19 protein-coding genes and 1 pseudogene are annotated in these 23,628 nt (G+C 71.3%); 12 read left to right on the plus strand and 8 right to left on the minus strand.

Annotated features, from left to right (window positions below):
• The first annotated feature begins 14 nt into the window (after positions 1–14).
• Positions 15–923, plus strand: a complete 909-nt coding sequence (locus tag Cco03nite_RS10085) for a hypothetical protein (RefSeq protein WP_203691518.1) — start codon at positions 15–17, stop codon at positions 921–923.
• A 1-nt stretch (position 924) separates the two neighbouring features.
• Here the strand turns inward: Cco03nite_RS10085 and Cco03nite_RS10090 are convergent, their stop codons facing one another.
• The 4 genes from Cco03nite_RS10090 to Cco03nite_RS10105 are packed head-to-tail and all read right to left on the minus strand — an operon-like array spanning position 925 to position 4,811.
• Positions 925–1,950 (minus strand): LacI family DNA-binding transcriptional regulator, encoded by a 1,026-nt coding sequence (locus Cco03nite_RS10090; protein WP_203691520.1) that lies wholly within the window; start codon positions 1,948–1,950, stop codon positions 925–927.
• A 13-nt stretch (positions 1,951–1,963) separates the two neighbouring features.
• Positions 1,964–2,605, minus strand: coding sequence for a LutC/YkgG family protein (locus tag Cco03nite_RS10095; protein WP_203691528.1), 642 nt, complete (start codon positions 2,603–2,605; stop codon positions 1,964–1,966).
• Complete coding sequence (locus Cco03nite_RS10100) at positions 2,602–4,074, minus strand: LutB/LldF family L-lactate oxidation iron-sulfur protein (protein WP_203691530.1); 1,473 nt, start codon at positions 4,072–4,074, stop codon at positions 2,602–2,604. Before Cco03nite_RS10100 ends, Cco03nite_RS10095 begins: the two co-directional genes overlap by 4 nt.
• Complete coding sequence (locus Cco03nite_RS10105) at positions 4,071–4,811, minus strand: (Fe-S)-binding protein (protein WP_203691532.1); 741 nt, start codon at positions 4,809–4,811, stop codon at positions 4,071–4,073. Before Cco03nite_RS10105 ends, Cco03nite_RS10100 begins: the two co-directional genes overlap by 4 nt.
• Positions 4,812–5,051: 240 nt before the next feature.
• On the opposite strand from Cco03nite_RS10105, the gene Cco03nite_RS10110 reads away from it, so the two are divergent.
• Genes Cco03nite_RS10110 through Cco03nite_RS10145 form a run of 8 tightly spaced genes read left to right on the plus strand, consistent with a single transcriptional unit; the run spans position 5,052 to position 14,670 of the window.
• Positions 5,052–6,551, plus strand: a complete 1,500-nt coding sequence (locus Cco03nite_RS10110) for a sugar ABC transporter ATP-binding protein (RefSeq protein WP_239167264.1) — start codon at positions 5,052–5,054, stop codon at positions 6,549–6,551.
• On the plus strand, positions 6,548–7,582 hold the full coding sequence (locus Cco03nite_RS10115; RefSeq protein WP_203691536.1) for an ABC transporter permease: 1,035 nt from the start codon (positions 6,548–6,550) through the stop codon (positions 7,580–7,582). Before Cco03nite_RS10110 ends, Cco03nite_RS10115 begins: the two co-directional genes overlap by 4 nt.
• The gene (locus Cco03nite_RS10120) at positions 7,575–8,582 is read left to right on the plus strand and encodes an ABC transporter permease (RefSeq protein ID WP_203691538.1); all 1,008 of its coding nucleotides are present in this window, start codon (positions 7,575–7,577) and stop codon (positions 8,580–8,582) included. The genes Cco03nite_RS10115 and Cco03nite_RS10120 overlap by 8 nt, the downstream gene beginning before the upstream one ends.
• Positions 8,583–8,628: 46 nt before the next feature.
• Positions 8,629–9,681 (plus strand): rhamnose ABC transporter substrate-binding protein, encoded by a 1,053-nt coding sequence (gene rhaS / locus Cco03nite_RS10125; RefSeq protein WP_203691540.1) that lies wholly within the window; start codon positions 8,629–8,631, stop codon positions 9,679–9,681.
• 21 nt (positions 9,682–9,702) lie between these two features.
• Entirely contained in the window at positions 9,703–10,035 is a 333-nt protein-coding gene (locus Cco03nite_RS10130; RefSeq protein ID WP_203691542.1) for an L-rhamnose mutarotase, read from the plus strand.
• Positions 10,032–11,207, plus strand: coding sequence for an L-rhamnose isomerase (gene rhaI, locus Cco03nite_RS10135; protein WP_203691544.1), 1,176 nt, complete (start codon positions 10,032–10,034; stop codon positions 11,205–11,207). Before Cco03nite_RS10130 ends, rhaI begins: the two co-directional genes overlap by 4 nt.
• On the plus strand, positions 11,207–13,237 hold the full coding sequence (locus Cco03nite_RS10140; RefSeq protein ID WP_203691546.1) for a bifunctional aldolase/short-chain dehydrogenase: 2,031 nt from the start codon (positions 11,207–11,209) through the stop codon (positions 13,235–13,237). The genes rhaI and Cco03nite_RS10140 overlap by 1 nt, the downstream gene beginning before the upstream one ends.
• Positions 13,234–14,670, plus strand: coding sequence for a rhamnulokinase (locus Cco03nite_RS10145; protein WP_239167265.1), 1,437 nt, complete (start codon positions 13,234–13,236; stop codon positions 14,668–14,670). The genes Cco03nite_RS10140 and Cco03nite_RS10145 overlap by 4 nt, the downstream gene beginning before the upstream one ends.
• Before the next feature lie 40 nt (positions 14,671–14,710).
• Here the strand turns inward: Cco03nite_RS10145 and Cco03nite_RS10150 are convergent, their stop codons facing one another.
• Positions 14,711–15,256 carry an SUKH-4 family immunity protein gene (locus tag Cco03nite_RS10150; RefSeq protein ID WP_203691548.1) on the minus strand — a complete coding sequence of 182 codons (546 nt, stop codon included), beginning with the start codon at positions 15,254–15,256 and terminating at the stop codon, positions 14,711–14,713.
• Positions 15,257–15,281: 25 nt separating this feature from the next.
• Between Cco03nite_RS10150 and Cco03nite_RS10155 the strand changes: the two genes are divergently transcribed.
• Positions 15,282–15,854: a hypothetical protein gene (locus Cco03nite_RS10155; RefSeq protein WP_203691550.1), complete on the plus strand. Its 573-nt coding sequence runs from the start codon at positions 15,282–15,284 to the stop codon at positions 15,852–15,854.
• Between the two features lie 15 nt (positions 15,855–15,869).
• Here Cco03nite_RS10155 and Cco03nite_RS10160 read toward each other — a convergent pair whose 3' ends face one another.
• The 3 genes from Cco03nite_RS10160 to Cco03nite_RS10170 form a co-directional block, all read right to left on the minus strand.
• Positions 15,870–16,241 carry an antibiotic biosynthesis monooxygenase family protein gene (locus Cco03nite_RS10160; RefSeq protein ID WP_203691552.1) on the minus strand — a complete coding sequence of 124 codons (372 nt, stop codon included), beginning with the start codon at positions 16,239–16,241 and terminating at the stop codon, positions 15,870–15,872.
• Positions 16,242–16,352: 111 nt separating this feature from the next.
• Positions 16,353–16,775 (minus strand): hypothetical protein, encoded by a 423-nt coding sequence (locus tag Cco03nite_RS10165; RefSeq protein ID WP_203691554.1) that lies wholly within the window; start codon positions 16,773–16,775, stop codon positions 16,353–16,355.
• Between the two features lie 160 nt (positions 16,776–16,935).
• Positions 16,936–20,367 carry a ThuA domain-containing protein gene (locus tag Cco03nite_RS10170; protein WP_203691563.1) on the minus strand — a complete coding sequence of 1,144 codons (3,432 nt, stop codon included), beginning with the start codon at positions 20,365–20,367 and terminating at the stop codon, positions 16,936–16,938.
• A gap of 287 nt (positions 20,368–20,654) precedes the next feature.
• On the opposite strand from Cco03nite_RS10170, the gene Cco03nite_RS10175 reads away from it, so the two are divergent.
• Together Cco03nite_RS10175 and Cco03nite_RS10180 are read left to right on the plus strand one after the other, a co-directional pair.
• A complete protein-coding gene (locus Cco03nite_RS10175; RefSeq protein WP_203691572.1) occupies positions 20,655–23,096 on the plus strand; it encodes a PQQ-dependent sugar dehydrogenase in 2,442 nt (813 codons plus the stop codon).
• 61 nt (positions 23,097–23,157) lie between these two features.
• Positions 23,158–23,622, plus strand: a pseudogene (locus Cco03nite_RS10180) (CBM35 domain-containing protein); the annotation flags it as partial.
• Positions 23,623–23,628: the final 6 nt, after the last annotated feature.

Below are 23,628 nucleotides of genomic sequence, written 5' to 3' on the forward strand. Positions count from 1 at the left end.
GGGATACTGGAGGGGTGCGGCAGGCGGCGGTCTGGAAGATCGGGATCGGGTCGGTGCTCGTCGCGGCGTCGTGGCTGCAGGTGGTGGTGCCCGGGTGGGTGTTCGCGCCGCCGCAGCAGGGGATCTTCGGGCTGCCTGTGCTGCCGGTGGTCGTGCTCGGGCTGAGTTCGGCGCTGTTCGCGGTGGGGGCGATCCTCGCCGGTGAGGGGATCTGCGGGGCGTTCGGTGGGACGTCGCTGTGGGATCTGGTGGTGCGGGATTCGCTGATGGCGCTGCGGCTGCTTGCGTGCGGGGTGGCGGCGGGGCTCGTGCTGGAGATCGTGGCGCAGTGGTCGGGGCGGCTGTGGTACTACCCGTGGTGGACGACGTGGTTCTACCTGCTGGTGCTGCTGCCCGGCTTCGCGCTGTACTGGGTGTTCATCGTGGAGAGTTACCTGGCGGTCAAGGCGGTGCTCGACGCGGTCTTGCGGCGGCGGCCGGCGCCGCGACCCGTGCGGCCGTGGCCCGTCGGCGCGGTCGCGCTCGCCGTCTTCGCGGCGCTGTCGATCAGCTGGTACGCCCGGCGCGGCTTCGTGTTCGACGTGACGGGTCCGAGTCCGGCCGCGCCGCCGTTCGGGTACACGGTGCTGGCGTTCACCGGGGTGGCGCTGCTCAGCGGGGCGCTGGTGTCGGCGGCCGCGGGCCGCTACTGGGTGCCGTTCGCGGCGATCCTGCTCGCGGCGGCGGTCGTGTCGGTGCTGTTCGAGGTGCCCAACGCCGTGCACTGGCACTGGGCGTACGCCCACTTTCCCGGCCCGGTGCTGCCCGACGGCCTGCCGCCGGCCGTGTTCCTGTCCTGGCCGATGCAGTACGTGGTGTTCCTGGCGGTGCCGAGCCTGTTCGTGCCGCGCCTGGCGGCGGTGTTCTGGCAGCCGCCGGGGTGAGTCAGCGGGTCCGGCGCCGCGGGGCGGCGGTCGACTGGCGCACGACCAGCTGCGGCTGGAACACGACGTGCCGGTGGCCGTGCGCGGCGTCGGTGTCGGCCTCCTCCAGCAGCAGCTGCGCGGCGGTGCGGCCGAGCTGCTCGCGCGGCTGGCCCACGGACGTCAGCGGCACCGCGGCCGCGGCGGCGAAGTCGATGTCGTCGTAGCCGACCAGGGAGATGTCCTCGGGCACCCGCAGCCCGCCGATGGTCAGCCCTTGCAGCACCCCGAGCGCGAGCAGGTCGTTGGCGCAGAAGATCGCGGTGGGCCGCCTGGCCTGCGGCAGGGCGCAGATGTCCTCGGCGGCCTGCCGCCCGGCGGTCACCGAGAGCGCCTTCGTCTCGACGACCTCCAGTTCGATGCCGCCGCCGTGTTCGGTGAGCGCGGCGGCGGCTCCGGCGTGCCGGTCGGCGACCTGGGCGATGCTGGCCGGGCCGCCGACGAACGCGATGTGCCGGTGGCCGAGTTCGGCCAGGTGGGTGGCGGCCAGGCGGCCGCCGAGCACGTCGTCGACGGCGACGGAGCAGCGGTTGAGCTGGCCGGAGCCGCGGTCGACGAGCACGACGGGGATGCCGCGGTCGACGAGGCGTTCGAGGCGCTCGTGGCGGCCGTTCTCGACGGGGGTGATCAGCAGGCCGCGGACCCGCTGCTCTTCGAGGGTGGCCAGGTGGCGGCCCTCGCGGGCGGGGTCCTGGCCGCTGTTGCAGACGACGAGCATGCCGCCGGCGGCTTCGACGACGGCTTCGGCGCCCTGCACGACGTCGGTGAAGAACGGGTTGGACACGTCCAGCACCACGATCGCGACGGTGCGGCTGCTGCCGGCGCGCAGGTGGCGGGCGGAGTCGTTGCGTACGTAGCCGAGCTCGTCGATGGCGTCGAGGACCCGTCTGCGGGTGGCGGGGGCGACGCTGTCGGGGCGGTTGAGCACGTTGCTGACGGTGCCCAGGGACACCCCCGCGCGCCGCGCCACCTCCTTGATGCCGGTCACCGCCATCGCTCCCTCATCCTCTGCTTCCGGTGGACACTATCGGACCGGCGGGCACGCCCCCGTCGACGATGACCACGATGAGCGTGCGCGGGCCGTGCACGCCTTCGACGCGGTCGAGTTCGATGTCGCTGGTCGCCGACGGGCCGCTGATCAGCGTCAGGGGACGCGACGGGTCGAGGCGGCGCAGCAGTTCGGGGACGGTCTGCACGACCTGCTCGGCGTGGATGACGCAGACGTGCCGGTCGGGGATGAGCGTCAGCGCCCGCCTGCCCTGGCCTGCTCCGGCGTCGAGGACGATGGTGCCGGTGTCGGCGCAGGCCGCCGCGCAGCCGGTGAGGACCGCGTCGACGCCGTCCAGGTCGGCGTGGCTGAGCGTGGGCCGGTCGGGGACCGCGCCCGGCACGGTGAGCGGCTCCGGCACGGCGACCCGCCAGCCCCGGGTCAGCTCGGCGAGTGTGGCGGCGAGTTCGTCAGGGGTGCACCGGTGCACGGCGGCCCGGTAGTCGTGCAGGCGGTCGGCGAGCAGGTCCAGCAGTTCGGGTGCGCCGGTGGCGTACGCGCCGGTGGTGGCGTAGTCGCGGGGGATCGGTACGGCCGCCGGGGTGGGGCCGTTCGCGGTGCGGATGCGGTTCAGGATCTCGTCGCGGGCGCTCATCGCGTGCCGTCCCCGGGACGGGTCCGCCACCACTGCCGGAACGTCTGCGCGGGCGGGGCGGGCAGGTCCCGGGCGGCGGTCCAGGCCGACAGCGGCGGCGGCAGGCGGCGGATGCGGCCGGAGCGCCCGAGCAGCCGCCCGAGCCGCAGCAGCCGCTCGGCGAACCGGAACCGGCGCGGCGCGGCCATGGCCCAGGCGGCCACGGCCATGGCGAGCCCCTCGGCCGACGGCAGCAGCCCGCGTTCGCGCGCTTCGACATGCTCACCGCGCAGGTGGACGAGGATCGAGGGAATGTCGATGCGTACGGGGCAGACGTCGTAGCACGCGCCGCACAGGCTGGACGCGTACGGCAGCGAGGCGTTGTCCTCGATGCCGGTCAGCTGCGGGGACAGGATCGCGCCGATCGGTCCGGGGTAGACGCTGCCGTAGGCGTGCCCGCCGGTGCGTTCGTAGACCGGGCACACGTTCAGGCAGGCCGAGCAGCGGATGCAGTGCAGGGCGCTGCGCCCGGCGGAGTCGGCGAGCACCGCGGTGCGCCCGTTGTCGAGCAGTACGAGATGGAACTCCTGCGGGCCGTCGCCGGCGGTGACACCGGTCCACGTCGAGGTGTAGGGGTTCATCCGCTCGCCGGTCGACGAGCGGGGCAGCAGCTGCAGGAACACCTCCAGGTCGGTCCAGGTGGGCACGACCTTCTCGATGCCCATGACGGTGATGAGCGTGTCGGGCAGGGTGAGGCACATGCGGCCGTTGCCCTCGGACTCGACGACGGTGACGGTGCCGGTCTCGGCGACGGCGAAGTTCGCCCCGGAGACCGCGACCTTGGCGGTGAGGAACTTGGCGCGCAGGTGGGCGCGGGCGGCCATGGCCAGGCGGCGGGGCTCGTCGGTCAGGTCGGGGTCGACGCCGGGCATGTGCCGCAGGAAGATGTCGCGGATCTCGGTGCGGTTGCGGTGGATGGCCGGGACCAGGATGTGGCTGGGTTTGTCGTGTCCGAGCTGGACGATGAGTTCGGCCAGGTCGGTCTCGACGGCGGTGATGCCGGCCGCTGCCAGGGCTTCGTTGAGGCCGATCTCCTGCGTCGCCATCGACTTGACCTTGACGACCTCGGTGGCGCCGGTGGCGCGGACCAGGTCGGTGACGATCCGGTTGGCTTCGACGGCGTCGCGGGCCCAGTGCACGTGCCCGCCGCGGGCGGTGACGGCGGCCTCCAGCGAGAGCAGGTGTTCGTCGAGGCGGGCCATGGTCGCGGCCTTGATCGCCTCTCCGGCCTGGCGCAGCTGCTCCCAGTCGGCGAGCTCGGCGACGGCGCGGGCGCGTTTGCCGCGGATGGTGGCGGTGGCGTGGCCGAGATTGCGGCGCAGCTGCCGGTCGGCGAGGGCCTTGTGGGCGGCGGCGGGGAACGGCTCATCGCCGCGCAGCTGCCCGACGCCGCGCGGGGCGTGCGGCATACCCAGGAAGGTGCTGGTCATGGCCTGCTCCTGTCGGTGGCGGCGAGGATCTCGGCCAGGTGCAGCGGGCGGACGCCGGACTCCAGCCGGGACAGGCCGCCGCCGATGTGCATCAGGCACGAGGCGTCGCCCGCGGTGACGACGGCCGCGCCGGTGGCCAGGATGTGGCCGGTCTTGTCGGCGAGCATGGCGGCGGAGGTGTCGGCGTTCTTGAGGGCGAAGGTGCCGCCGAAGCCGCAGCACTGCTCGGCGGCGGGCAGCTCGACCAGGTCGATGCCGCGTACGGCGCGCAGCAGGCGCAGCGGTTTGTCGCCCACGCGCAGCATCCGCAGGCTGTGGCAGGTGGGGTGGTAGGTGACCCGGTGCGGGAAGTGCGCGCCGACGTCCTCGACGCCGAGCACGTCGATCAGGAACTCCGACAGCTCCCAGGTCCGGGTGGCCAGCTGCGCGGCGCGGGCGGCGAGGCGCTGGTCGCCGGCGTCGCGGGCGATGGCGGTGTGCTGGTGGCGGACGGAGCCGACGCACGAGCCGGACGGGGCCACGATCGCGTCGTAGGCCTCGAACACGTCGGTGTGGTGGCGTACCAGGTTACGGGCCTGGCGGCGGTAGCCGGTGTTGATGTGCATCTGCCCGCAGCAGGTCTGCGCGGCGGGGAAGGCGACGTCGTGGCCGAGCCGTTCCAGCAGGGTCACGGTGGCCCGGGCCGCGTGCGGGAACATCGCGTCGGCGAGGCAGGTCGCGAACAGCGCTACGCGCATGCGGGAACCTGCCGGGTCGTGACCGGAGTGTCGCGTCCGGACCGTCGCGGGACGGGCACGCGGTCGTTGAAATGAATCAACTTTCGAGCCTCCTCGGCGGAACAGCGCTCCGTGATCGATCGAAGGTAACAACTCGGTAACTGCGAAGAAACCCTTGACGTCTCGTCGGCCTGACTTCTAACGTCATCGTAACGGGCGCATGAAACGTTTCACAAGGTAGTGCTCCGAGAAGAGGTCCACGTGCCGACACCACTGCTCGCGCTCGACGGCGTCAGCAAGTCCTTCGGGGCGGTCGCCGCGCTGCGGGACGTACGCCTGGAGCTGCACGCCGGCGAGGCGCACGCGCTGGTCGGCGAGAACGGCGCGGGCAAGTCGACGCTGGTGAAGATCCTCGCCGGGGTGCACGCCCCGGACGCCGGAACCGTCACCCTCGACGGGCGGCCGCTGCTGCTGTCCGGCCCGGCCGACGCCCGCGCCGCCGGGATCGCCGTCATCTACCAGGAGCCGACGCTGTTCGCCGACCTCAGCGTCGCCGAGAACATCTTCATGGGCCGCCAGCCGCTGCGCAGCCTGCGCCGCGTCGACTACGCCGCGATGCGCGAGCGCGCCGCCGAGCTGTTCGCCCGGCTCGGCGTACGCCTCGACCCGGATCGGCCAGCCCGTGGACTGTCCATCGCCGACCAGCAGCTCGTCGAGATCGCCAAGGCCATCTCCCTCGACGCGCGGGTCCTGGTCATGGACGAGCCGACCGCAGCCCTGTCCGGGATCGAGGTCGAGCGGCTGTTCGCCGTCGCCCGGTCGCTGCGCGACGCCGGCACCGCGGTGCTGTTCATCTCGCACCGCTTCGACGAGGTCTTCGCCCTGTGCCAGACCGTCACCGTCATGCGCGACGGCCGGTGGGTCTCCACCGACCCCGCCGGCACGCTGACCGTCGACGAGGTCGTACGCCGCATGGTCGGCCGCGAGGTGTCCGCCATGTACCCCAAGCAGGACACCGCCCCCGGCGAGCCCCGGCTGCAGGTGCGCGGCCTGACCCGGCACGGCGTGTTCGACGACGTCACGTTCACCGTGCACGCCGGGGAGATCGTCGCGCTCGCCGGGCTCGTCGGCGCGGGACGCAGCGAGGTCAGCCGGGCGATCTTCGGCGTGGACCGCCACGACGCGGGCGAGGTCCTGCTCGACGGCTCCCGCCTGCCCAACGGCGACACCGCCGCCGCGATCCGCGCCGGACTCGCCCTGGTCCCCGAGGACCGCCGCCAGCAGGGCCTGGTCATGGAACTGTCCGTGGAACGCAACACCAACCTGCCGCGCCGCTGGCGACTGTCCCGCGGCGGGCTGCTGTTCGGCGGTGACGAACGCCGTGCCGCCACGACATGGGCGCAACGGCTCCAGGTCAAGGCGGGCCGGCTCACCGACCCGGTGTCCACCCTGTCCGGTGGCAACCAGCAGAAGGTCGTCCTGGCCAAGTGGCTGGCCACTGCGCCGAAGGTGCTGATCGTCGACGAACCCACCCGCGGCATCGACGTCGGCACCAAGGCCGAGGTGCACCGGCTGCTGTCGCAGCTGGCCGCCGACGGCGTCGCGGTGCTCATGGTGTCCAGCGAACTCCCGGAGGTGCTCGGTATGGCAGACCGCGTCCTGGTGATGCACGAGGGACGGCTGACCGCCGACATCCCCCGGGCCCGGGCCGACGAGCAGTCGGTCATGCTCGCCGCGACCGGGCAGGCGGCCGCCGCATGACCGCCGTCGACACCGCCCCCGCCGAGACGGCCACCGGCGGCGGGGCCCGGCTGGCCCGGCGCGCCTTCGCCGTACGCGAACTCGGCATCGCCCTGGCCCTGGTGCTGCTCGTGGTGACCACCACGGTCGTCAACCCGCGCTTCCTCAGCGCGCAGAACCTCAAGGACCTGCTGCTGGGCTCCACGATCCTGGCGATCCTGGCCGTCGGGCAGGCCGTCGTCGTCATCACCCGCAACGTCGACCTGTCCATCGGCTCCATCCTGGGCCTGTCGGCGTTCGCGACCGGGGCGGTGTTCGTCGCCGTGCCCGGCCTGCCGATCCCGCTGATGCTGGTCATCGGCACGGCCCTCGGAGCGGTGCTCGGCGCGGTCAACGGCGGGCTGATCGCCGCGGCCCGGGTGCCGGCGCTGGTGGTCACCCTCGGCACGCTGTACATGTTCCGGGGCGTGGACTACATGTGGGCCACCGGACGGCAGATCAACGCCGCCGACATGCCCGCCGCGTTCCTGGGCATGGGCACCGCGACCGTGCTCGGCGTGCCGGTGCTCGCCCTGTTCGCCGCCGCGGTCCTGGTCGCCGTCGGCTACGTGCTGCGCAACCACCGCAGCGGCCGCGAGCTGTACGCCATCGGCTCCGACCCGGCCGCGGCCCGGCTGTCCGGCATCCCCAGCGGCCGCCGCGTCTTCTACGCGTTCGTCACCAGCGGCGCGCTCGCGGGCCTGGCCGGGGTCCTGCACGCCGCCCGGTTCGGCACCCTGGACGCCAACGCCGGGCTGGGCACCGAACTCAACGTCGTCGCCGCGGTCGTCGTCGGCGGCGTGGCGATCTTCGGCGGCAGCGGCTCGGTGTACGGCGCGGCGCTGGGCGCGGTCCTGCTGACCACGATCCGGGCCGCCCTGCCGGTGCTCGGCATCAACCCGTTCTGGCAGGACGCCGCGGTCGGCGCGCTGATCCTCGCCGCGATCGGCCTCGACCGGGCGCTGTCGGCCCGCGTCGCGCGCAGCCTGCGAGAGAGGAAGGCCCATGTCTGAGCCCGCCGCCCGGATCCGCCGCGCCCTGGGCACCTGGGACGTGGTCGTGCTGCTGGCACTGGTCGCCGTCGCCGTCGTCGGCGCGCTGACCGTCGACGGCGTCGCCAGCCCCCGGTTCTGGCGCTTCGTGGTCCTGGAGGCGATCCCGATCGCCCTGATCGCCCTGCCGATGACCCTGATCGTCATCACCGGCGAGATCGACCTGTCGGTGGCCAGCGTGCTCGGGCTGACCTGCTCGGTCATGGGCCAGCTGTGGGTGTCCGGGGTGACCTCGCTGCCCCTGCTGATCGCACTCGCGCTGCTGCTGGGCGCGGTGCTCGGGGCGGTCAACGGGCTGTTCGTCACCGGGTTCGGGCTGCCGTCGCTCGCGGTCACCATCGGCACCCTGGCCCTCTACCGCGGCCTGGCCTACGTCGTGCTCGGGGACCGGGCCGTCGCGAACTACCCGACGACCTGGACCACCACGGCGATCCAGCCGCTGCCCGGCACCACCATCCCGTGGATGATCCTGGTCGTCGCCGCGCTCGCCGTCGTGTTCGCGGTCGTCCTGCACGCCATGCCGGTCGGCCGCGGCCTGTACGCGATGGGCAACAACGCCGAAGCGGCGCGTTTCGCCGGAGTCGACGTCCGGCTCACCAAGTTCTGGCTGTTCGTCGCGTCCGGGGCGATGTCGGCGCTCGCCGGTGTCTTCTGGACGCTGCGGTTCGCCAGCGCCCGCGCCGACAACGGCAGCGGCCTGGAACTGGCCGTCGTCGCCGCGGTCCTGCTCGGCGGGGTGTCCATCTTCGGGGGACGGGGCGCGCTGCTCGGCGTGCTGGCCGCCGTCGCCCTGCTCGGGGTGCTGCGCAACGCGCTGCAGCTGGCGTACGTGCCGGCGAACACGTTGACGGTGATCACCGGCTCCCTGCTGATCGCCTCGGTCGTCGGACCGAATGTCGCCGGCATGCTGCGCGAGCGGCTGCGCCGGCGGCGAACCACCACAGTTTCGCCCTCTTCCTGACGCCGCCTGCTCCTCGCGGCCACCCCCGATGAAAGGAAGCACCCCCATGAGATCAGGCACGAAGCGGATACGCCTGGTGGCGATGGCCGCGCTGACGGCGCTCACGTTCGCCACGGCGGCGTGCGCCGAGGACGGCGGCGACGGCACCACCCCCGGCGGGTCGACCGGCACCATGAAGACCGGCCTGAAGATCGCGTTCCTGCCCAAGCAGGTCAACAACCCGTACTTCACCACCTCCGACAACGGCGGCAAGGCCGCGGTCGAGGAGATCAAGGGCAGCTACAGCGAGACCGGCCCGTCCGAGGCCAGCCCGTCGGCGCAGGTCAGCTACATCAACACGCTGTCGCAGCAGAACACCGACGTGATCGTGGTGTCCGCCAACGACAAGGACGCCATCTGCGGGGCGCTCAACGAGGCCCGCCAGGCCGGCGCGAAGGTCGTCACGTTCGACTCCGACACCAACCCGACCTGCCGCGACCTGTTCATCAACCAGGCCACCGCCGAGGGCATCGCCGCCAACCAGGTCAAGCTGATCTCCGAGGCGGTCGGCCCGGACGGCGGCGAGATCGCGATCCTGTCGGCGACCGCGAACGCCACCAACCAGAACGCCTGGATCGAGCTGATGAAGACCGAGCTCGGCAAGCCCGAGTACGCCAAGCTCAAGCTCGTCGACACCGTCTACGGCGACGACCAGGACCAGAAGTCGTTCACCGAGACCCAGGCGCTGCTGGCCAAGCACCCCAACCTCAAGGGCATCATCTCGCCGACCACCGTCGGCGTCGCCGCGGCCGCTCGTTACCTGTCCGGCTCGACGTACAAGGGCAAGGTGCAGCTGACCGGCCTGGGCACCCCGAACCAGATGAAGGCGTTCGTCAAGGACGGCACCGTCAAGGCGTTCGCGCTGTGGAACCCGGCCGACCTGGGCTACCTCGCCGCGTACGCGGGTGGCGCGCTCGCGTCCGGGCTGATCACCGGCAAGGAGGGTGACAAGTTCACCGCGGGCAAGCTCGGCGAATACACCGTCGGCAAGGACGCCACGGTGCTGCTCGGCGACCCGTTCACCTTCAACGCCGGCAACGTCGACCAGTTCAACTTCTGATCCAGGTACAGGAGGCATGGCGTGCGCCGGATCTGCTTCACCCTCCAGGTCAGACCCGACCGGCTGGAGGAGTACCGGCGCCGCCATGCCCAGGTCTGGCCCGACATGCTCGCCGCGCTGCGCGACACCGGCTGGACCGACTACAGCCTGTTCCTGCGCGAGGACGGCCTGTTGGTGGGCTACCTGCTCACCGACGACTTCGACGCCGCCCTGGCCGCGATGGACGCGACCGACGTCAACGCCCGCTGGCAGGCGCAGATGGCCGAGTTCTTCGACACCGGCCGCCCCGACCAGCACATGCACGTGCTCACCGAAGTGTTCCACCTTGAAGACCAGCTAGGAGACGACCGATGACCGACCTCGCGGCGCAGTCGCGCGTGCTTTCGACCCTGCGCGGGCAGCGCATCGAGACGGCCTCCTGGGCGTACGGCAACTCCGGCACCCGGTTCAAGGTGTTCGCCCAGCAGGGTGTGCCCCGCGACCCGTACGAGAAGATCGCCGACGCGGCCACCGTGCACCGGTTCACCGGCGTCGCCCCGACCGTCGCGCTGCACATCCCCTGGGACAAGGTCGACGACTACGCCGACCTGGCCCGCCACGCCGCCGACCTCGGCATCGCGCTGGGCACCATCAACGCCAACGTGTTCCAGGACGACGACTACAAGCTCGGCAGCGTCACCAACGCCGACCCGGCCGTACGCCGAAAAGCCATCGGGCACCTGCTCGAATGCGTCGACATCATGGACGCCACCGGCTCGCGGGACCTGAAGCTGTGGTTCTCCGACGGCACCAACTACCCCGGCCAGGACGACGTGCGCACCCGCCAGGACCGCCTCGCCGAAGCACTGCGCGAGACCTACGACCGGCTCGGGCCCGACCAGCGCATGCTGCTGGAGTACAAGCTGTTCGAACCGGCCTTCTACATGACCGACGTGCCCGACTGGGGCACCGCCTACCTGCACTGCACCCAGCTCGGCGAGCGCGCCCAGGTCGTCATCGACACCGGCCACCACGCGCCCGGCACCAACATCGAGTTCATCGTCGCGATGCTGCTGCGCGCCGGGCGGCTCGGCGGATTCGACTTCAACTCCCGCTTCTACGCCGACGACGACCTGATGGTCGGCTCCGCCGACCCGTTCCAGCTGTTCCGGATCATGCACGAGATCGTGCTCGCCGGAGGGCTGGAGGCCTCCGCCGGGATCGCGTACATGCTCGACCAGTGCCACAACATCGAACCGAAGATCCCCGCGGTGATCCGCTCGGTGATGAACGTGCAGGAGGCCACCGCCAAGGCCCTGCTCGTCGACCACGCCGCGCTGGCCGCCGCGCAGCAGGCCGGTGACGTGCTCGAAGCCAACGCCGCGCTGATGGACGCCTACCACACCGACGTCCGCCCGATGCTGCGCGAGCTGCGCGAGGACATGGGCCTGGACCCCGACCCGATCGCGGCGTACCGGCGCTCAGGTTACTTCGAGAAGATCTGCGAAGAGCGGGCGCAGGGCCAGGCCGCGGGCTGGGGCGCGTGATGGCGGCCAAGGACGAGCTGCTCGCCCGGTCGCACCGGCTCGGCGCGGACCCGGCCTACACCAACTACGCCGGCGGCAACACCTCCGCCAAGGGCGAGGAGACCGATCCGGCGACCGGGCAGCCCGTACGGCTGATGTGGGTGAAGGGCTCCGGCGGCGACCTCGGCACGCTGACCGGGGCCGGGCTCGCGGCGCTGCGCCTGGACCGGCTGCGCGCCCTGGCCGACGTGTACCCGGGCGTCGAGCGCGAGGACGAGATGGTCGGCCTGTTCGACTACTGCCTGCACGGGCGCGGCGGCGCGGCCCCGTCGATCGACACCGCCATGCACGGGCTGCTCGATGCCGAACACGTCGACCACCTGCACCCCGACGCCGGGATCGCGCTCGCGGCCGCGGCCGACGGGCCCGCGCTGACCAAGGAGTGCTTCGGCGACCGGGTGGTGTGGGTGCCGTGGCGGCGGCCCGGGTTCCAGCTCGGCCTGGACATCGCCGCGGTACGCCGGGCACATCCGGAGGCGATCGGGGTCGTCCTCGGCGGGCACGGCATCACCGCCTGGGGCGACACCAGCGACGAGTGCGAGCAGCACTCCGTCGAGATGATCCGCACCGCGCAGGCGTTCCTCGACGAGCGCGGCCGCCCCGAACCGTTCGGGGCACGGCTGGCCGAGTACGAGCCGCTGCCCGAACCGGAACGGCACGCCCGCGCGGCAGCGCTCGCGCCCGTGCTGCGCGGTCTCGCCTCCACCGACCGCCGCCAGGTCGGCCACTACACCGATACCGTGGAGGTGCTCGACTTCCTCGCCTCGGCCGAGCACCCGCGGCTGGCCGCGCTGGGCACCTCCTGCCCCGACCACTTCCTGCGCACCAAGGTCCGCCCGATGGTGCTGGACCTGCCGCCCACAGCGGATCTCGACGAGACCGTCACGCGGCTGCGCGAACTGCACGCCGCCTACCGTGACGAGTACGCCGCCTACTACCGGCGTCATGCCGACGCCGACTCGCCGCCGATGCGGGGCGCGGACCCGGCGATCGTGCTGGTGCCGGGCGTGGGCATGTTCAGCTTCGGCCGGGACAAGCAGACCGCCCGGGTCGCGGGGGAGTTCTACGTCAACGCGATCAACGTCATGCGCGGCGCGGAGGCCGTCTCCCGCTACGAGCCGATCCCCGAGGCGGAGAAGTTCCGCATCGAGTACTGGGCCCTCGAAGAGGCGAAACTCGCCCGGATGCCCCGGCCCAAGCCGCTCGCGGCCCGGGTCGCGCTGGTCACCGGCGGCGGCTCGGGCATCGGGCGGGCGGTCGCGCTGCGCCTGGCCGCCGAGGGGGCCTGCGTGGTGGTCGCCGACCGTGACGCCGAATCCGCGGCGAGGGTCGCCGCTGAGATCGGCACGGCCGACGCCGCCGTCGCGGTCGAGGTCGACGTCACCGACGAGGACCAGATCCGGGCCGGGTTCGCGGTGGCGGCGCTGGCGTTCGGCGGGGTGGACCTGGTCGTCAACAACGCCGGGCTGTCGGTGTCCAAGCCGCTGCTGGAGACCACGCCCGCCGACTGGGACCGGCAGCACGACGTGATGGCCCGCGGGTCGTTCCTGGTGTCGCGCGAGGCCGCGCGGACCATGATCGCGCAGGGGGCCGGCGGTGACATCGTCTACATCGTCAGCAAGAACGCGGTCTTCGCCGGGCCGAACAACGTCGCGTACGGCGCGGCCAAGGCCGACCAGGCGCACCAGGTGCGGCTGCTCGCCGCCGAACTCGGCGAGCACGGCATCCGCGTCAACGGCGTCAACCCCGACGGGGTCGTACGCGGATCAGGCATCTTCGCCTCCGGCTGGGGAGCCAGACGCGCCGCCGTCTACGGCGTGCCCGAGGAGAAACTCGGGGAGTACTACGCGCAGCGCACGCTGCTCAAACGGGAGGTGCTGCCCGAACACGTCGCCAACGCGGTCTTCGTGCTCGCGGGCGCGGAACTGTCCCACACCACCGGCCTGCACGTGCCCGTCGACGCCGGGGTCGCCGCGGCGTTCCTGCGGTGAGCGCCCGGACGGCCACGGCCCGGGTCGCCGCCGTCGACCTCGGCGCGGCCAGCGGACGGGTGATGGCCGCCCGGGTCGGCCCGGACCTGCTGGAGCTGACCGAGGTCGCGCGCTTCGCCAACACCGCGGTGCGCGCCGGCGGCACGCTGCACTGGGACGTGCTCAGCCTGTACCGCAGCATCCTCGACGGGCTGCGCGACGCCGGGCCGGTCGACTCGATCGGGATCGACTCGTGGGCCGTCGACTACGGGCTGCTCGACGCCGACGGGCGGCTGCTGGGCAACCCGGTCCACTACCGCGACTCGCGAACCGACGGGGTCATCGAGCAGGTGCTGCGGCAGGTGCCGGCGGAACGGCTGTACGCGGCCACGGGACTGCAGCTGCAGCCGTTCAACACGCTGTTCCAGCTCGTCGCCGCCCGAGACACGGCGCAGCTCGCGGCGGCGCGGACCCTGCTGCTCATGCCCGACCTGCTGGCGTACTGGCTGACCGGCGAGATCGGCGCGGAACGCACCAACGCCTCGACGACGCAGCTGCTCGACGTGAACAGTGGGACGTGGGCGGCGGAGCTGGCGGTCCAGGTCGGCATCCCCCCGGGGATCCTGCCGCCGCTGCGGGAACCCGGCCAGCCCATCGGCGTGCTGAACGCGGATGCCGGCCTCGGGCCGGTGCGGGTCACCGCCGTGGCCTCGCACGACACCGCGTCGGCCGTCGTCGGTGTGCCGGCGCGGGGCGAGCGGTTCGCGTACCTGTCCTGCGGGACCTGGTCGCTGGTCGGCGTCGAGCTGGACCGGCCCGTGCTCACCGGGCAGAGCCGGGCCGCGAACTTCACCAACGAGGTCGGCGTCGACGGCACCGTCCGCTACCTGCGCAACGTGATGGGCCTGTGGCTGCTGCAGGAATGCCAGCGCGTCTGGGGCGAGGACGAGGTGGAGCCGCTGCTGCGGGCGGCGGCTCGCAGCCCCGGCTTCCGATCCGTCATCGACCCCGACGACCCGGTCTTCCTGCCGCCGGGGGACATGCCCGCCCGGATCGCCGAAGCCTGCCGCCGGACCGGGCAACCGGTGCCGGGCACACCGGCCGAGACGGTGCGCTGCATCCTCGACAGCCTCGCCTTGGCCCACCGGGCGGCGATCCTCGACGCCCAGCGGCTGTCCGGGCGGGAGGTCGACGTCGTGCACATCGTCGGCGGGGGAGCGCGCAACGAGCTGCTGTGCCAGCTCACCGCCGACGCCTGCGGGCTGCCGGTGCTCGCAGGGCCGGTCGAGGCGACCGCGCTCGGCAACATCCTGGTGCAGGCCCGCGCGCTCGGCGTGCTCGGCGCGGAACTGGCGGAGCTGCGGGACCTGGTCCGCAACACTCAGCCGGTTCGCAGCTTCACCCCGCAGGGCGACAGCGCGGCCTGGTCGGCGGTGGCGGCACGCCTGGCCTGAGGGGCGGAACTCCGCAAGCCGCAACCGAACGCGCGAGACCTCATTCGGCTGCGTAGTCGCCGATCGCGACATCGTGCAGCAGGTTGTGCCAGTATCCCGGATCCTCGTCGAATGTCGAGGCGTCAATCGCCACCAATGCCCGGCCCAGATCCGCGCTGATCGTCTCGAGATCCTCCCGAGAGGTGCCCCGATCCCCGTACGGGCACCGTCGACGGAACTCTGCGAGACATCGGTCGAAGGCCTGCGGCGAGGCGTTGACGTGCCCGACTCCCGCATCGAGAGTAAGGCTCGTGATCACCACTTCGCCTGTGGCGGCGTCCACGCAGAACACCTCGACATCGTCTGCGCCGTCCTGGCCGATGATGATGAAGTCACGGCCCGAAGCAGTGTGCGAACGGGCGTCGGTCGGAGTGAACAGCGGGTTCCCTGAGGACAGACCACGCTGCGACAGGAAGTCCCGGGCAGGCTGATCGCGAATCGACGAGAGCGCACTCTCCTCGTACCGGAATCTGGACTCCGGCCCACTGACGCCAACCATGTCGCCCTTTCTCGCCGTGGCGGCGTGCACGGTGCCTGACTTCCGCATGCCAGGCTTGATCGAGAATAGCCGGATGAACGGTGAGCGACGGGGCGTCATACTCTACGGACACGGGGCTGACGCCGTGGCGGAAGCGCTGCGTGAGCTGGATCCGCGGTACCTGCCGGTCGATGGTGTGCCGCCGGAGTCAGCGCAGGTGCCAGTGCTGCGCTGTGAGAACCGGGCGGAGGCGGACGACGTTCGCAAGGCGGCGCCTGACGTCGCCTGGCAGGTGGTTGCGCTGTATCGGCCAGGGGATGAGGTCGAGCATTCAGGCAATCCTGTGCTCTGGCTCAACACCTCCAAGATCGATCCGCGCACTGCCGCGAGGGCCGTCGACCAGGCTGATCTCGTGGTCTGGTACGAGGTCATCAATCCCATACGTGTCACCACCGCCGACGGCGGTCCGGCAGCGGACGACTACAGCAATTTCGTGATCGTCGTGCCGGACGGGTATCGGACGGTGGCGCACGCCGTCACGGGCGCGACAGCGCCAGAGTGTCTGCCGAGTACCGCGGAGAGGGTGCTTCGCTCACATGACCTGTGGGTGCTTGCCCGGCTGCGGGATGCCGACGTGTGTGAGAACTGCGTCCTCCGGCACGGCTGAGCGGTGCGGCCGAGGTCATGACGGCCCAGGCCGGTCCTCAGCCGCATCGGAGTCTGCGGCGAACTCGTACGCGCGCTCGACGTGCGCCACCTCGACGCGGTAACGGGCGAGCCACTTCTGCCGGCCGAGCTGCTGCGCCACCAGATGCTCGGGGTGCTGCTTCCAGGACCGGATCGATTCGGCGTCGGCGTAGTAGATGACGACCAGGTCACTGCCGTCCGGCAGAACCGCCGACTCCCGGCCCAGGTAGCCGGGCTGGGACTCGGCCAGGGCGACCATCCGCTCGTTCATCGCGGCGTAGCCTTCAGGATCCGTTCCGCTCGGCGTGATCGTGAAGATGGCGACGTGGTACGGCGGCTCGGGCCGGGTCCAGTAAGGAGTGATCACGGCTTATGGTACTTGCTCGCCCGAGAACTGATCATCCGGGCGTAACCGAGCAGTCAGGCGGCGGCGGCACGGCCGGCCGTCGGCGAAAGCGCCTCAACCGATAAGCCGACCTCACGACGTGGGGAGTTCTCCGCGCTCGGTGATCATCCGCAGCCACCCCTCCAGCACGACGACGAACTCCTCGAGGTCGGCAGTGGTGTGGGAGGCTCGCTCATGGTCCCAGTCGGGATCGAGGACGACGATGCGGAAGCCGCAGCTGTGGTACCAGCCGGCGTCAATGTTGATCTCCCGAGCCGGTAGGCCGCCCTGCCGCAGCGCCTCCTGCTCGGTCAGCCACGGCGGTCGTACGGTGCGTGCCCAGTACAGGTCCTCGGAGTCGTTGGCCTCGACGCTTCCATCCGGCAGACGTCGGACCGACAGCGTGTTGTAGACGACGTTCCAGCCCATGGGCACACGCAGCGGCAGCAGTTCCCAGTCCTCGGTGATGGTTGCGGCCAGCGGGGATCGGGGCGGAAGCCGGAAGATCGCGTCCATGCGCCGACAGCGTAGCCGGTGCACGGCGACTGTCGCCGTGCCCGACACACCATCCAACGCCCCGCCGTATCACGCCAGATACAGGGATCTAGATGATTTGTTGTCGCTGGGACGACAACAAATCATCTAGATCCGCTGGTTGGGTGGATGGCGGGGCGCGTCAGTTCACGGTGATCACCACGCTGCCGGAGTGGGTCGCGCCGGCGCTGTCGGTCAGCGTCAGCCAGGCGGTGTAGGTGCCCTTGCGGCTGTAGACGTGGCTGGCCGTGGCGGCGTGCACGGTGGCGGTGTTGTCCCCGAAGCGCCATTCCCGGTCCACGATCGTGCGGCCGGGCGGGGCCGTGGACGTGCTGGTGAAGTTGACGGTGAGCGGCCCGGTCCCGGTGGTCGGGGTGGCCCCGACCGTCAGTGTCGCGCCGGTCTCGACCTTGACGCCGCGCCCGTTGAACCGCAGCCAGTCCAGGGCCATGATGTCCGGGTCGCCGGTCTGCCCGGACTTGACGAACTTGAGGTACAGCGTGAACGTGCCGCCCGGGTTGGTCAGCGGCACGGTCGGTGACACCACCGAGTCGTAGCTGCCGGTGACCGGGATGGTCGCCGTGCCCAGCAGCGCGCCGGTGGGGGAGCCGTTGCGGAACTCGATGGTCCCGCCGGTGCCGCCGGAGCTGGCCCCGACCACGACACCGCTGATGTTCTGCAGGTTGACCGGCCCGATGTTGATCCAGTCGCCGTTGTCGATGTCACCGAGCCGGCGGCCGGCCTGCGCGGTCGCCCGGTCGAGCACGCTCACCCCGGAGGAGGCGTCGAAGTGCTCCGCCTCCATGCTGCGGGTCTGCAGTTCGACCTGCAGCGAGCCGACCAGAGCGGGCACACCGGTCGCACCGGCGTCGGTGTACTGGGCGCTGATCAGCGTGAACAGGTTGGTGCCCGGCCCGTGGCCGTCGCCGCCGCCGGACTCGGTGACCAGCGTGCCGGAGCAGCCGATGTAGTTGTCCAGCGGGTGGGCGTGCGAGTCGTGGCCGAGCAGGGTCTGCACCACGACCCGGTTGCAGTCGATGGTGGTGTCCTCCGGGTCGGTGACGGTCACCGTGTACGGGATGCGGTCGCCGAACTCGAAGAAGCCGCCCTGCGGCACGTTGATGGTGACGGTCGGCCGGGTGTTGCCGACGGTGATCTCGGTGCTGGCCACGGCGGTCAGCCCGGCCGCGCCGGTGACGGTCAGGCGGGCGTTGAACCGGCCCCGCGTGGTGTACGTGTAGGACGGGTTGGCGGCGGTGGAGTCGACGGTGCCGTTGCCGTCGAAGTCCCACGCGTAGCTGGTCGCTCCGACCGAGCCGGCGCTGGAGAAGGTGACTGCCAGCGGCGCGGGGCCGTTGTCGCGGTTCGTGGTGATCTTCGCGGTGGGCGGTACGCCGTTGGCCACGTAGTCGATGCGGTAGATGCCCGCGCCGTCGTTGGAGCCGCCGCGGCCGCTGCCGGACCCGGCCCCGAAGTCGATGACGTACAGCGAGCCGTCGGGCCCGAACTCTGCCTCGAACGGCTGGATCCAGCTCATGCCCGCGAAGATCCCGTTGATGGACTGCAGCCCGCCGACGGTGGTCGGCCCGAAGCGCGGGTCGGTGAACGTCTGCGCCGTCTTGTGCAGCGACAGCGTCTTCCACCACTGCCGGGTCAGCTCGTACACGATCCACTTGCCCTCGAAGTACTCGGGGAACTTCGAGATGCGCGGGTTGGCGGGGTCGTAGTCGTAGACGGGGCCGCTCATCGGGCCGCCGCCGCCGGTGCCGACCTCGGGGAACTGGGCCGAGGCGGAGTAGGCGTACCAGACCAGGGCGCCGCGGGCGGCGGGCAGCGTGGTCAGGCCGGTGTTGTTGGGGGAGTCGTTGACCGGGGCGGCGCAGTTGAACTTCGCCCCCGAGGTGCTGGTGGCGAAGTTGTAGTCGTTGAAGGCGATGTTGTTGCCGATGCAGTACGGCCAGCCGTAGTTGCCGGCGCTGGTGACCCGGTTGAACTCCACGGTGCCCTCGGGGCCGCGGTTGGCGTTGGCGGCCGTGGCGTCGGGGCCGTAGTCGGCGACCAGGACGGCGTTGGTGTGCGGGTCGACGGTGATGCGGAACGGGTTGCGGAAGCCCATCGCGTACACCTCGGCCCTGGTCTTGGCCGTGCCCGGCGCGAACAGGTTGCCCGCCGGCACGGTGTAGGTGCCGTCGGCCTGCGGGCGGATACGCAGGATCTTGCCGCGCAGGTCGTTGGTGTTGCCGGAGGTGCCCTGGGCGTCGAACGCGCGCCGCCCGGACCGCTCGTCGATGGGGGTGTAGCCGCTGGACTCGAACGGGTCGGTGTTGTCACCGATCGCCGCGTACAGGTTGCCGTCCTTGCCCATGGCGATGGAGCCGCCCATGTGCGAGTTGGCGCGGGCCTCGCCGCGCAGCGTCGGGATGGTCAGCAGCCGTTTCTCGGAGCTGAGCGCGATCGTCGAACCGGTGACGGTGAACCGGGACAGGTTGAGCTGGTTCAGGGTCTTGTCCGACCACAGCAGGTACAGCCAGTTGTTGGTGGCGAAGTTGTTGTCCAGGGTCAGGCCCAGCAGGCCGTCGGACTGGCTGGTCTGGGTCGGGGTGTAGGCGAAGTCGATCAGCGTGGTGACCGCGAGGGTGGCCTGGTCGACGACCTTCACCGCGCCGGTGCGCTGGATGTAGAAGACGCGCCGGTCGGGGGCGACGGCCAGCTCGAACGGGTCGGCCAGGTCCTGGTCGACCAGCGGCACGCGCTGGAACTGCCCGTTCTGGGTGGCGCTGCAGTCACCGGCGACCGCGCCGGCGGCCCACTCGATGCCCCAGCGCAGGTGGTCGAGGAACAGCGTGCTGCTGAACGCGGAGCTGCTGTGCCCGCCCGCGGTGAACCAGGACCGGCCGCCGTCGTAGTTCTGGCACCAGGAGTACGCGTGGTCGACGCCCTCGTCGAGGCCGGAGATGCCGTCACGGACCTTGATCTGGGCGAGGGTGTGCACCCGGCCGGTCGGGTTGGTTTTCCAGTTGTACCACTCCTCGCTGTGTTCCCACAGCTCAGGAAGGTTGCGAGTGGACGGGTGCGCGCGGTCGAGGACCTTGATCCGGCCCGGGTACACCCCGCCGGTGGCGCTGAAGTCCGGGTGGTAGTCGAAGATCGTGCCGACCAGGCCGTCGTACCAGGCCCAGTCGCGCTCGCTGGCCGACGCGGCGTGCAGGCCCGCCCAGCCGCCGCCGGCGCGGATGAAGTTCTGCAGGGCGAGCCGCTGCGAGGCGTTGAGCAGCGCCCCGGACGCGGGCGTCGAGTTCGTGTTGTTGAAGATCAGCGCGTCGAACCGGGCCAGGTTGGCGTCGGTGAACGCGGCGGCGTCCGTGGTCGCCTCGACCTCGAAGTTGTGCGCGGCGCCGAGCTGCTGGATCGCGGCGATGCCGGCGGGGATCGAGTCATGGTAGAAGTTCGTGATCTTCGAGAAGACCAGCACCCGGAACCGGGGTGCGGCGGAGGCGGGCACCGCGACCGAGGTCGACAGGACCAGGGCGGCGAGCGTGACGATGGCAGACAGGATGGTGCGACGGCGTCTCATACGGGGCGCTCCCGGAAGGTGGGACGGACAGGGTGGAAAGCGCTTGCTGGTCGCCGAAGGTGCACATCGTAGATTGGCGAACGCGAATGCGTCAACCCGTGAGTGGCCGCCGAGCAAGCATGCCATTTCGGACTGTTCGACTTGACCGCAGTCATGGCAGCCAATATGGTTCACGGTCTATAAGTTAACTTAACTAACACTCCTGGCCGGTCTCGCGATGCGGTCCACCGCCCGAGCCCCCGGGGCCTCCGTCTCGCGGAGCCGACCGCCAGGGAACGGAGCCCCCGATGAACTCCCCGCCGATCAGGCGCATCGCCGTCCTCGCCGTGGCGATCTGCGTCGCCGCCACCATCGAGGTCGCCGCCGCCGCCCCGGCCGCCGCCGACACCGTCGGCCCGATCGCCGGCGTCGCGTCCGGCAAGTGCATCGACATCCCGTCCGGCACCACCGTCAACGGCACCCAGGTGCAGATCTACACCTGCAACGCGACCGCGGCGCAGACCTGGACCGTCGGCACCGACGGCACGATCCGGGCGCTGGGCAACAAGTGCCTCGACGTCGCGGGCGGCGTCAACGCCAACGGCACCAAGGTGCAGATCTGGGACTGCTCGGCGACCAACCCCAACCAGCAGTGGACCTACAGCAGCACCGCCCGCACTCTGGTCAACCCGGTCACCGGCAAGTGCCTCGACGTCGTCAGCGGCAGTACCGCCGACGCCGCCAAGCTGCACATCTGGTCCTGCATCGCCGGTCTGGCCAGCCAGCAGTGGAACCTGACCACCGGCCCGCCGCCCGCGTTCACCGACTACCAGGCCGAGAGCGCGACGATCTCCCAGGGCCTGGTCGAGTCCAACCACGCCGGCTACACCGGCACCGGTTTCGTCAACTACGACAACGTCACCGGGTCGTACGTGCAGTTCACGGTGTCGGTGACCGCCGCCGGCAACTACCCGCTGACCCTGCGCTACGCCAACGGCACCACGATCGACCGACCGATGGACATCACCGTCAACGGCAGCCCCGCCGCGCCCGGCCTGTCCTTCCCCGGCACCGGCGCGTGGCCGACCTGGGCCGAGAAGACCGTCACCGCGAGCCTGACCGCGGGCGCCAACACGATCCGCGCGGCCGCGACCACCGTCAACGGCGGGCCCAACCTGGACCGGCTGCGGGTCACCGCCCCGTCGGACAGCCAGCCGCCCACCGCGCCCGCCAGCCTGCGCGTGGTCGGCGTGGTCCGGCCCACCGGCGTCGACCTGGCATGGAACGCCTCCACCGACAACGTCGGCGTCGCCCGCTACGTCGTCTACAACGGCGGCAACGTCGTGGCCGAGGTCGGCGGCAACATCCTCACCGCCACCCTGAACCTGCAGCCCAACACGTCGTACGTGTTCAGCGTGCTGGCCTACGACGCCGCGGGCAACCCGTCGCAGGGCAGCAACAACCTGCCGGTGACCACCCCGCCCAGCACCGACACCCAGCCGCCGACCACCCCGGGCAACCTGCGCACCACCGGCGTCACCGCCAGCACCGTCACCCTGGCGTGGAACGCGTCGACCGACAACGTCGGCGTGCGCGGCTACCGGGTCTCGCGCAACGGCACGCAGATCGCCGACGTGCCCGACCTGACCGCCTCCGACACCGGCCTCACCCCGGCGACGACGTACCAGTACACGGTGCTGGCCTACGACGCCAACGGCAACACCTCACCGGTCAGCCCGGTGCTGCCGGTGACCACGTCCACGCAGGCCGGCGGCGGCGACCCCGTCTTCGACCGCAACGTCAACACCCAGCTGGACCTGCCCTGGGGCATCGCGTTCCTGCCCGACGGCAGCGCCCTGGTCGCCGAACGCGACCGGTTCGAGATCGTCCGGGTCACCCTGGCCGGGCAGAAGACCGTCGTCGGCACCATCACCGAGGCCGTCACCACCACCGGCGAGGGCGGCCTGCTGGGACTCGCGGTCGGCCCGAACTTCGCCACCGACCACTGGGTGTACGCGTTCCACACCGCCGCCTCCGACAACCGCCTCGTCCGGTTCAAGTTCGAGAACGGGGCCATCGGCCCGCGCGAGGCGCTGGTCACCGGCATCGCCAAGAACCGCTTCCACAACGGCGGCCGGGTCAAGTTCGGCCCCGACGGCTTCATCTACATCACCACCGGCGACGGGCAGGACAGCAGCCGCTCGCAGAACCTCAACTCGCTCAACGGCAAGATCCTGCGGGTCACCACGACCGGCGCGGCCGCGCCCGGCAACCCGTTCGGCACCCGCGTGTACAGCCTCGGCCACCGCAACCCGCAGGGCCTGGCCTGGGACTCGCAGGGCCGGCTGTGGTCGTCGGAGTTCGGCGACAACACCTGGGACGAGCTCAACATCATCACCCCGGGCTCCAACTACGGCTGGCCGACCTGCGAGGGCACCTGCAGCAACCCGGCCTTCGTCAACCCGGTGCGCACCTGGAGCACCGCGTCGGCCTCACCGAGCGGCCTGGAGATCGTCAACGACTGGATCTACATGGCCGCCGTACGCGGCACCCGCCTGTGGGTCATGCACATCACCGGCAGCACCACCGACACCCCGCGGGCGTTCTTCAACGGCTCCTGGGGCCGGCTGCGTACCGTCGTCAAGACCCCCGACGGCGGTCTCTGGCTCACCTCGACCAACAACGACATGAACGGCGGTACGCCGACGGTGCTCAACAACGTCATCGTGCGCCTGCGTTTCGCGTCCTGACCGGCGCGGGCCCGTGGCCGCACCGCCACGGGCCCGCACCCCGACAGCTTGGAGACCGTGTATGAAGATCCTCAGCAGGCCGTGGCGCGCGGCCGCCGTCGCGTCACTGGTGACGCTGACCGCCCTGGCCGTCGGCGCGACCCTGCCGGCGTGGGCCGCGCCGACCCGCTACGAGGCCGAGTCGGCGACCATCTCGCAGGGCGTCGTCGAAGCCAACCACGCCGGGTACTCCGGCAGCGGGTTCGTCAACACCGACAACGCCATCGGCTCCGCCGTGCAGTGGACGGTGAACCTGCCCAGCGCCGGGAACGCGACCCTGACCATCCGGTACGCCAACGGCAGCGGCGCGAACCGCCCGGCCGACATCATCGTCAACGGCACGGTCGTGTCCGCCGCGAGCGCCTTCAACGCCACCAGCGCGTGGACCACCTGGACCAACAAGACCGTCACGGCGCTGCTCGCCGCCGGGACCAATACGATCCGGGTCGCCGCGACGACCGCCACGGGCACCGCGAACCTGGACTACCTCGAC

Origin of the sequence: Catellatospora coxensis, assembly GCF_016862635.1 — a bacterium.
Taxonomy (GTDB): Bacteria; Actinomycetota; Actinomycetes; order Mycobacteriales; family Micromonosporaceae; genus Catellatospora; species Catellatospora coxensis.

Excerpts from the sequence above, each read along its gene's own strand:
- Cco03nite_RS10100 (WP_203691530.1), bottom strand. The coding sequence starts at position 4,074 with ATGACCAGCACCTTCCTGGGTATGCCGCACGCCCCGCGCGGCGTCGGG.
- Cco03nite_RS10140 (WP_203691546.1), top strand. The coding sequence starts at position 11,207 with ATGGCGGCCAAGGACGAGCTGCTCGCCCGGTCGCACCGGCTCGGCGCG.
- Cco03nite_RS10095 (WP_203691528.1), bottom strand. The coding sequence starts at position 2,605 with ATGAGCGCCCGCGACGAGATCCTGAACCGCATCCGCACCGCGAACGGC.
- Cco03nite_RS10120 (WP_203691538.1), top strand. The coding sequence starts at position 7,575 with ATGTCTGAGCCCGCCGCCCGGATCCGCCGCGCCCTGGGCACCTGGGAC.
- Cco03nite_RS10115 (WP_203691536.1), top strand. The coding sequence starts at position 6,548 with ATGACCGCCGTCGACACCGCCCCCGCCGAGACGGCCACCGGCGGCGGG.
- Cco03nite_RS10150 (WP_203691548.1), bottom strand. The coding sequence starts at position 15,256 with ATGCGGAAGTCAGGCACCGTGCACGCCGCCACGGCGAGAAAGGGCGAC.
- Cco03nite_RS10105 (WP_203691532.1), bottom strand. The coding sequence starts at position 4,811 with ATGCGCGTAGCGCTGTTCGCGACCTGCCTCGCCGACGCGATGTTCCCG.
- Cco03nite_RS10175 (WP_203691572.1), top strand. The coding sequence starts at position 20,655 with ATGAACTCCCCGCCGATCAGGCGCATCGCCGTCCTCGCCGTGGCGATC.
- rhaS (WP_203691540.1), top strand. The coding sequence starts at position 8,629 with ATGAGATCAGGCACGAAGCGGATACGCCTGGTGGCGATGGCCGCGCTG.
- Cco03nite_RS10155 (WP_203691550.1), top strand. The coding sequence starts at position 15,282 with ATGAACGGTGAGCGACGGGGCGTCATACTCTACGGACACGGGGCTGAC.
- rhaI (WP_203691544.1), top strand. The coding sequence starts at position 10,032 with ATGACCGACCTCGCGGCGCAGTCGCGCGTGCTTTCGACCCTGCGCGGG.
- Cco03nite_RS10165 (WP_203691554.1), bottom strand. The coding sequence starts at position 16,775 with ATGGACGCGATCTTCCGGCTTCCGCCCCGATCCCCGCTGGCCGCAACC.
- Cco03nite_RS10170 (WP_203691563.1), bottom strand. The coding sequence starts at position 20,367 with ATGAGACGCCGTCGCACCATCCTGTCTGCCATCGTCACGCTCGCCGCC.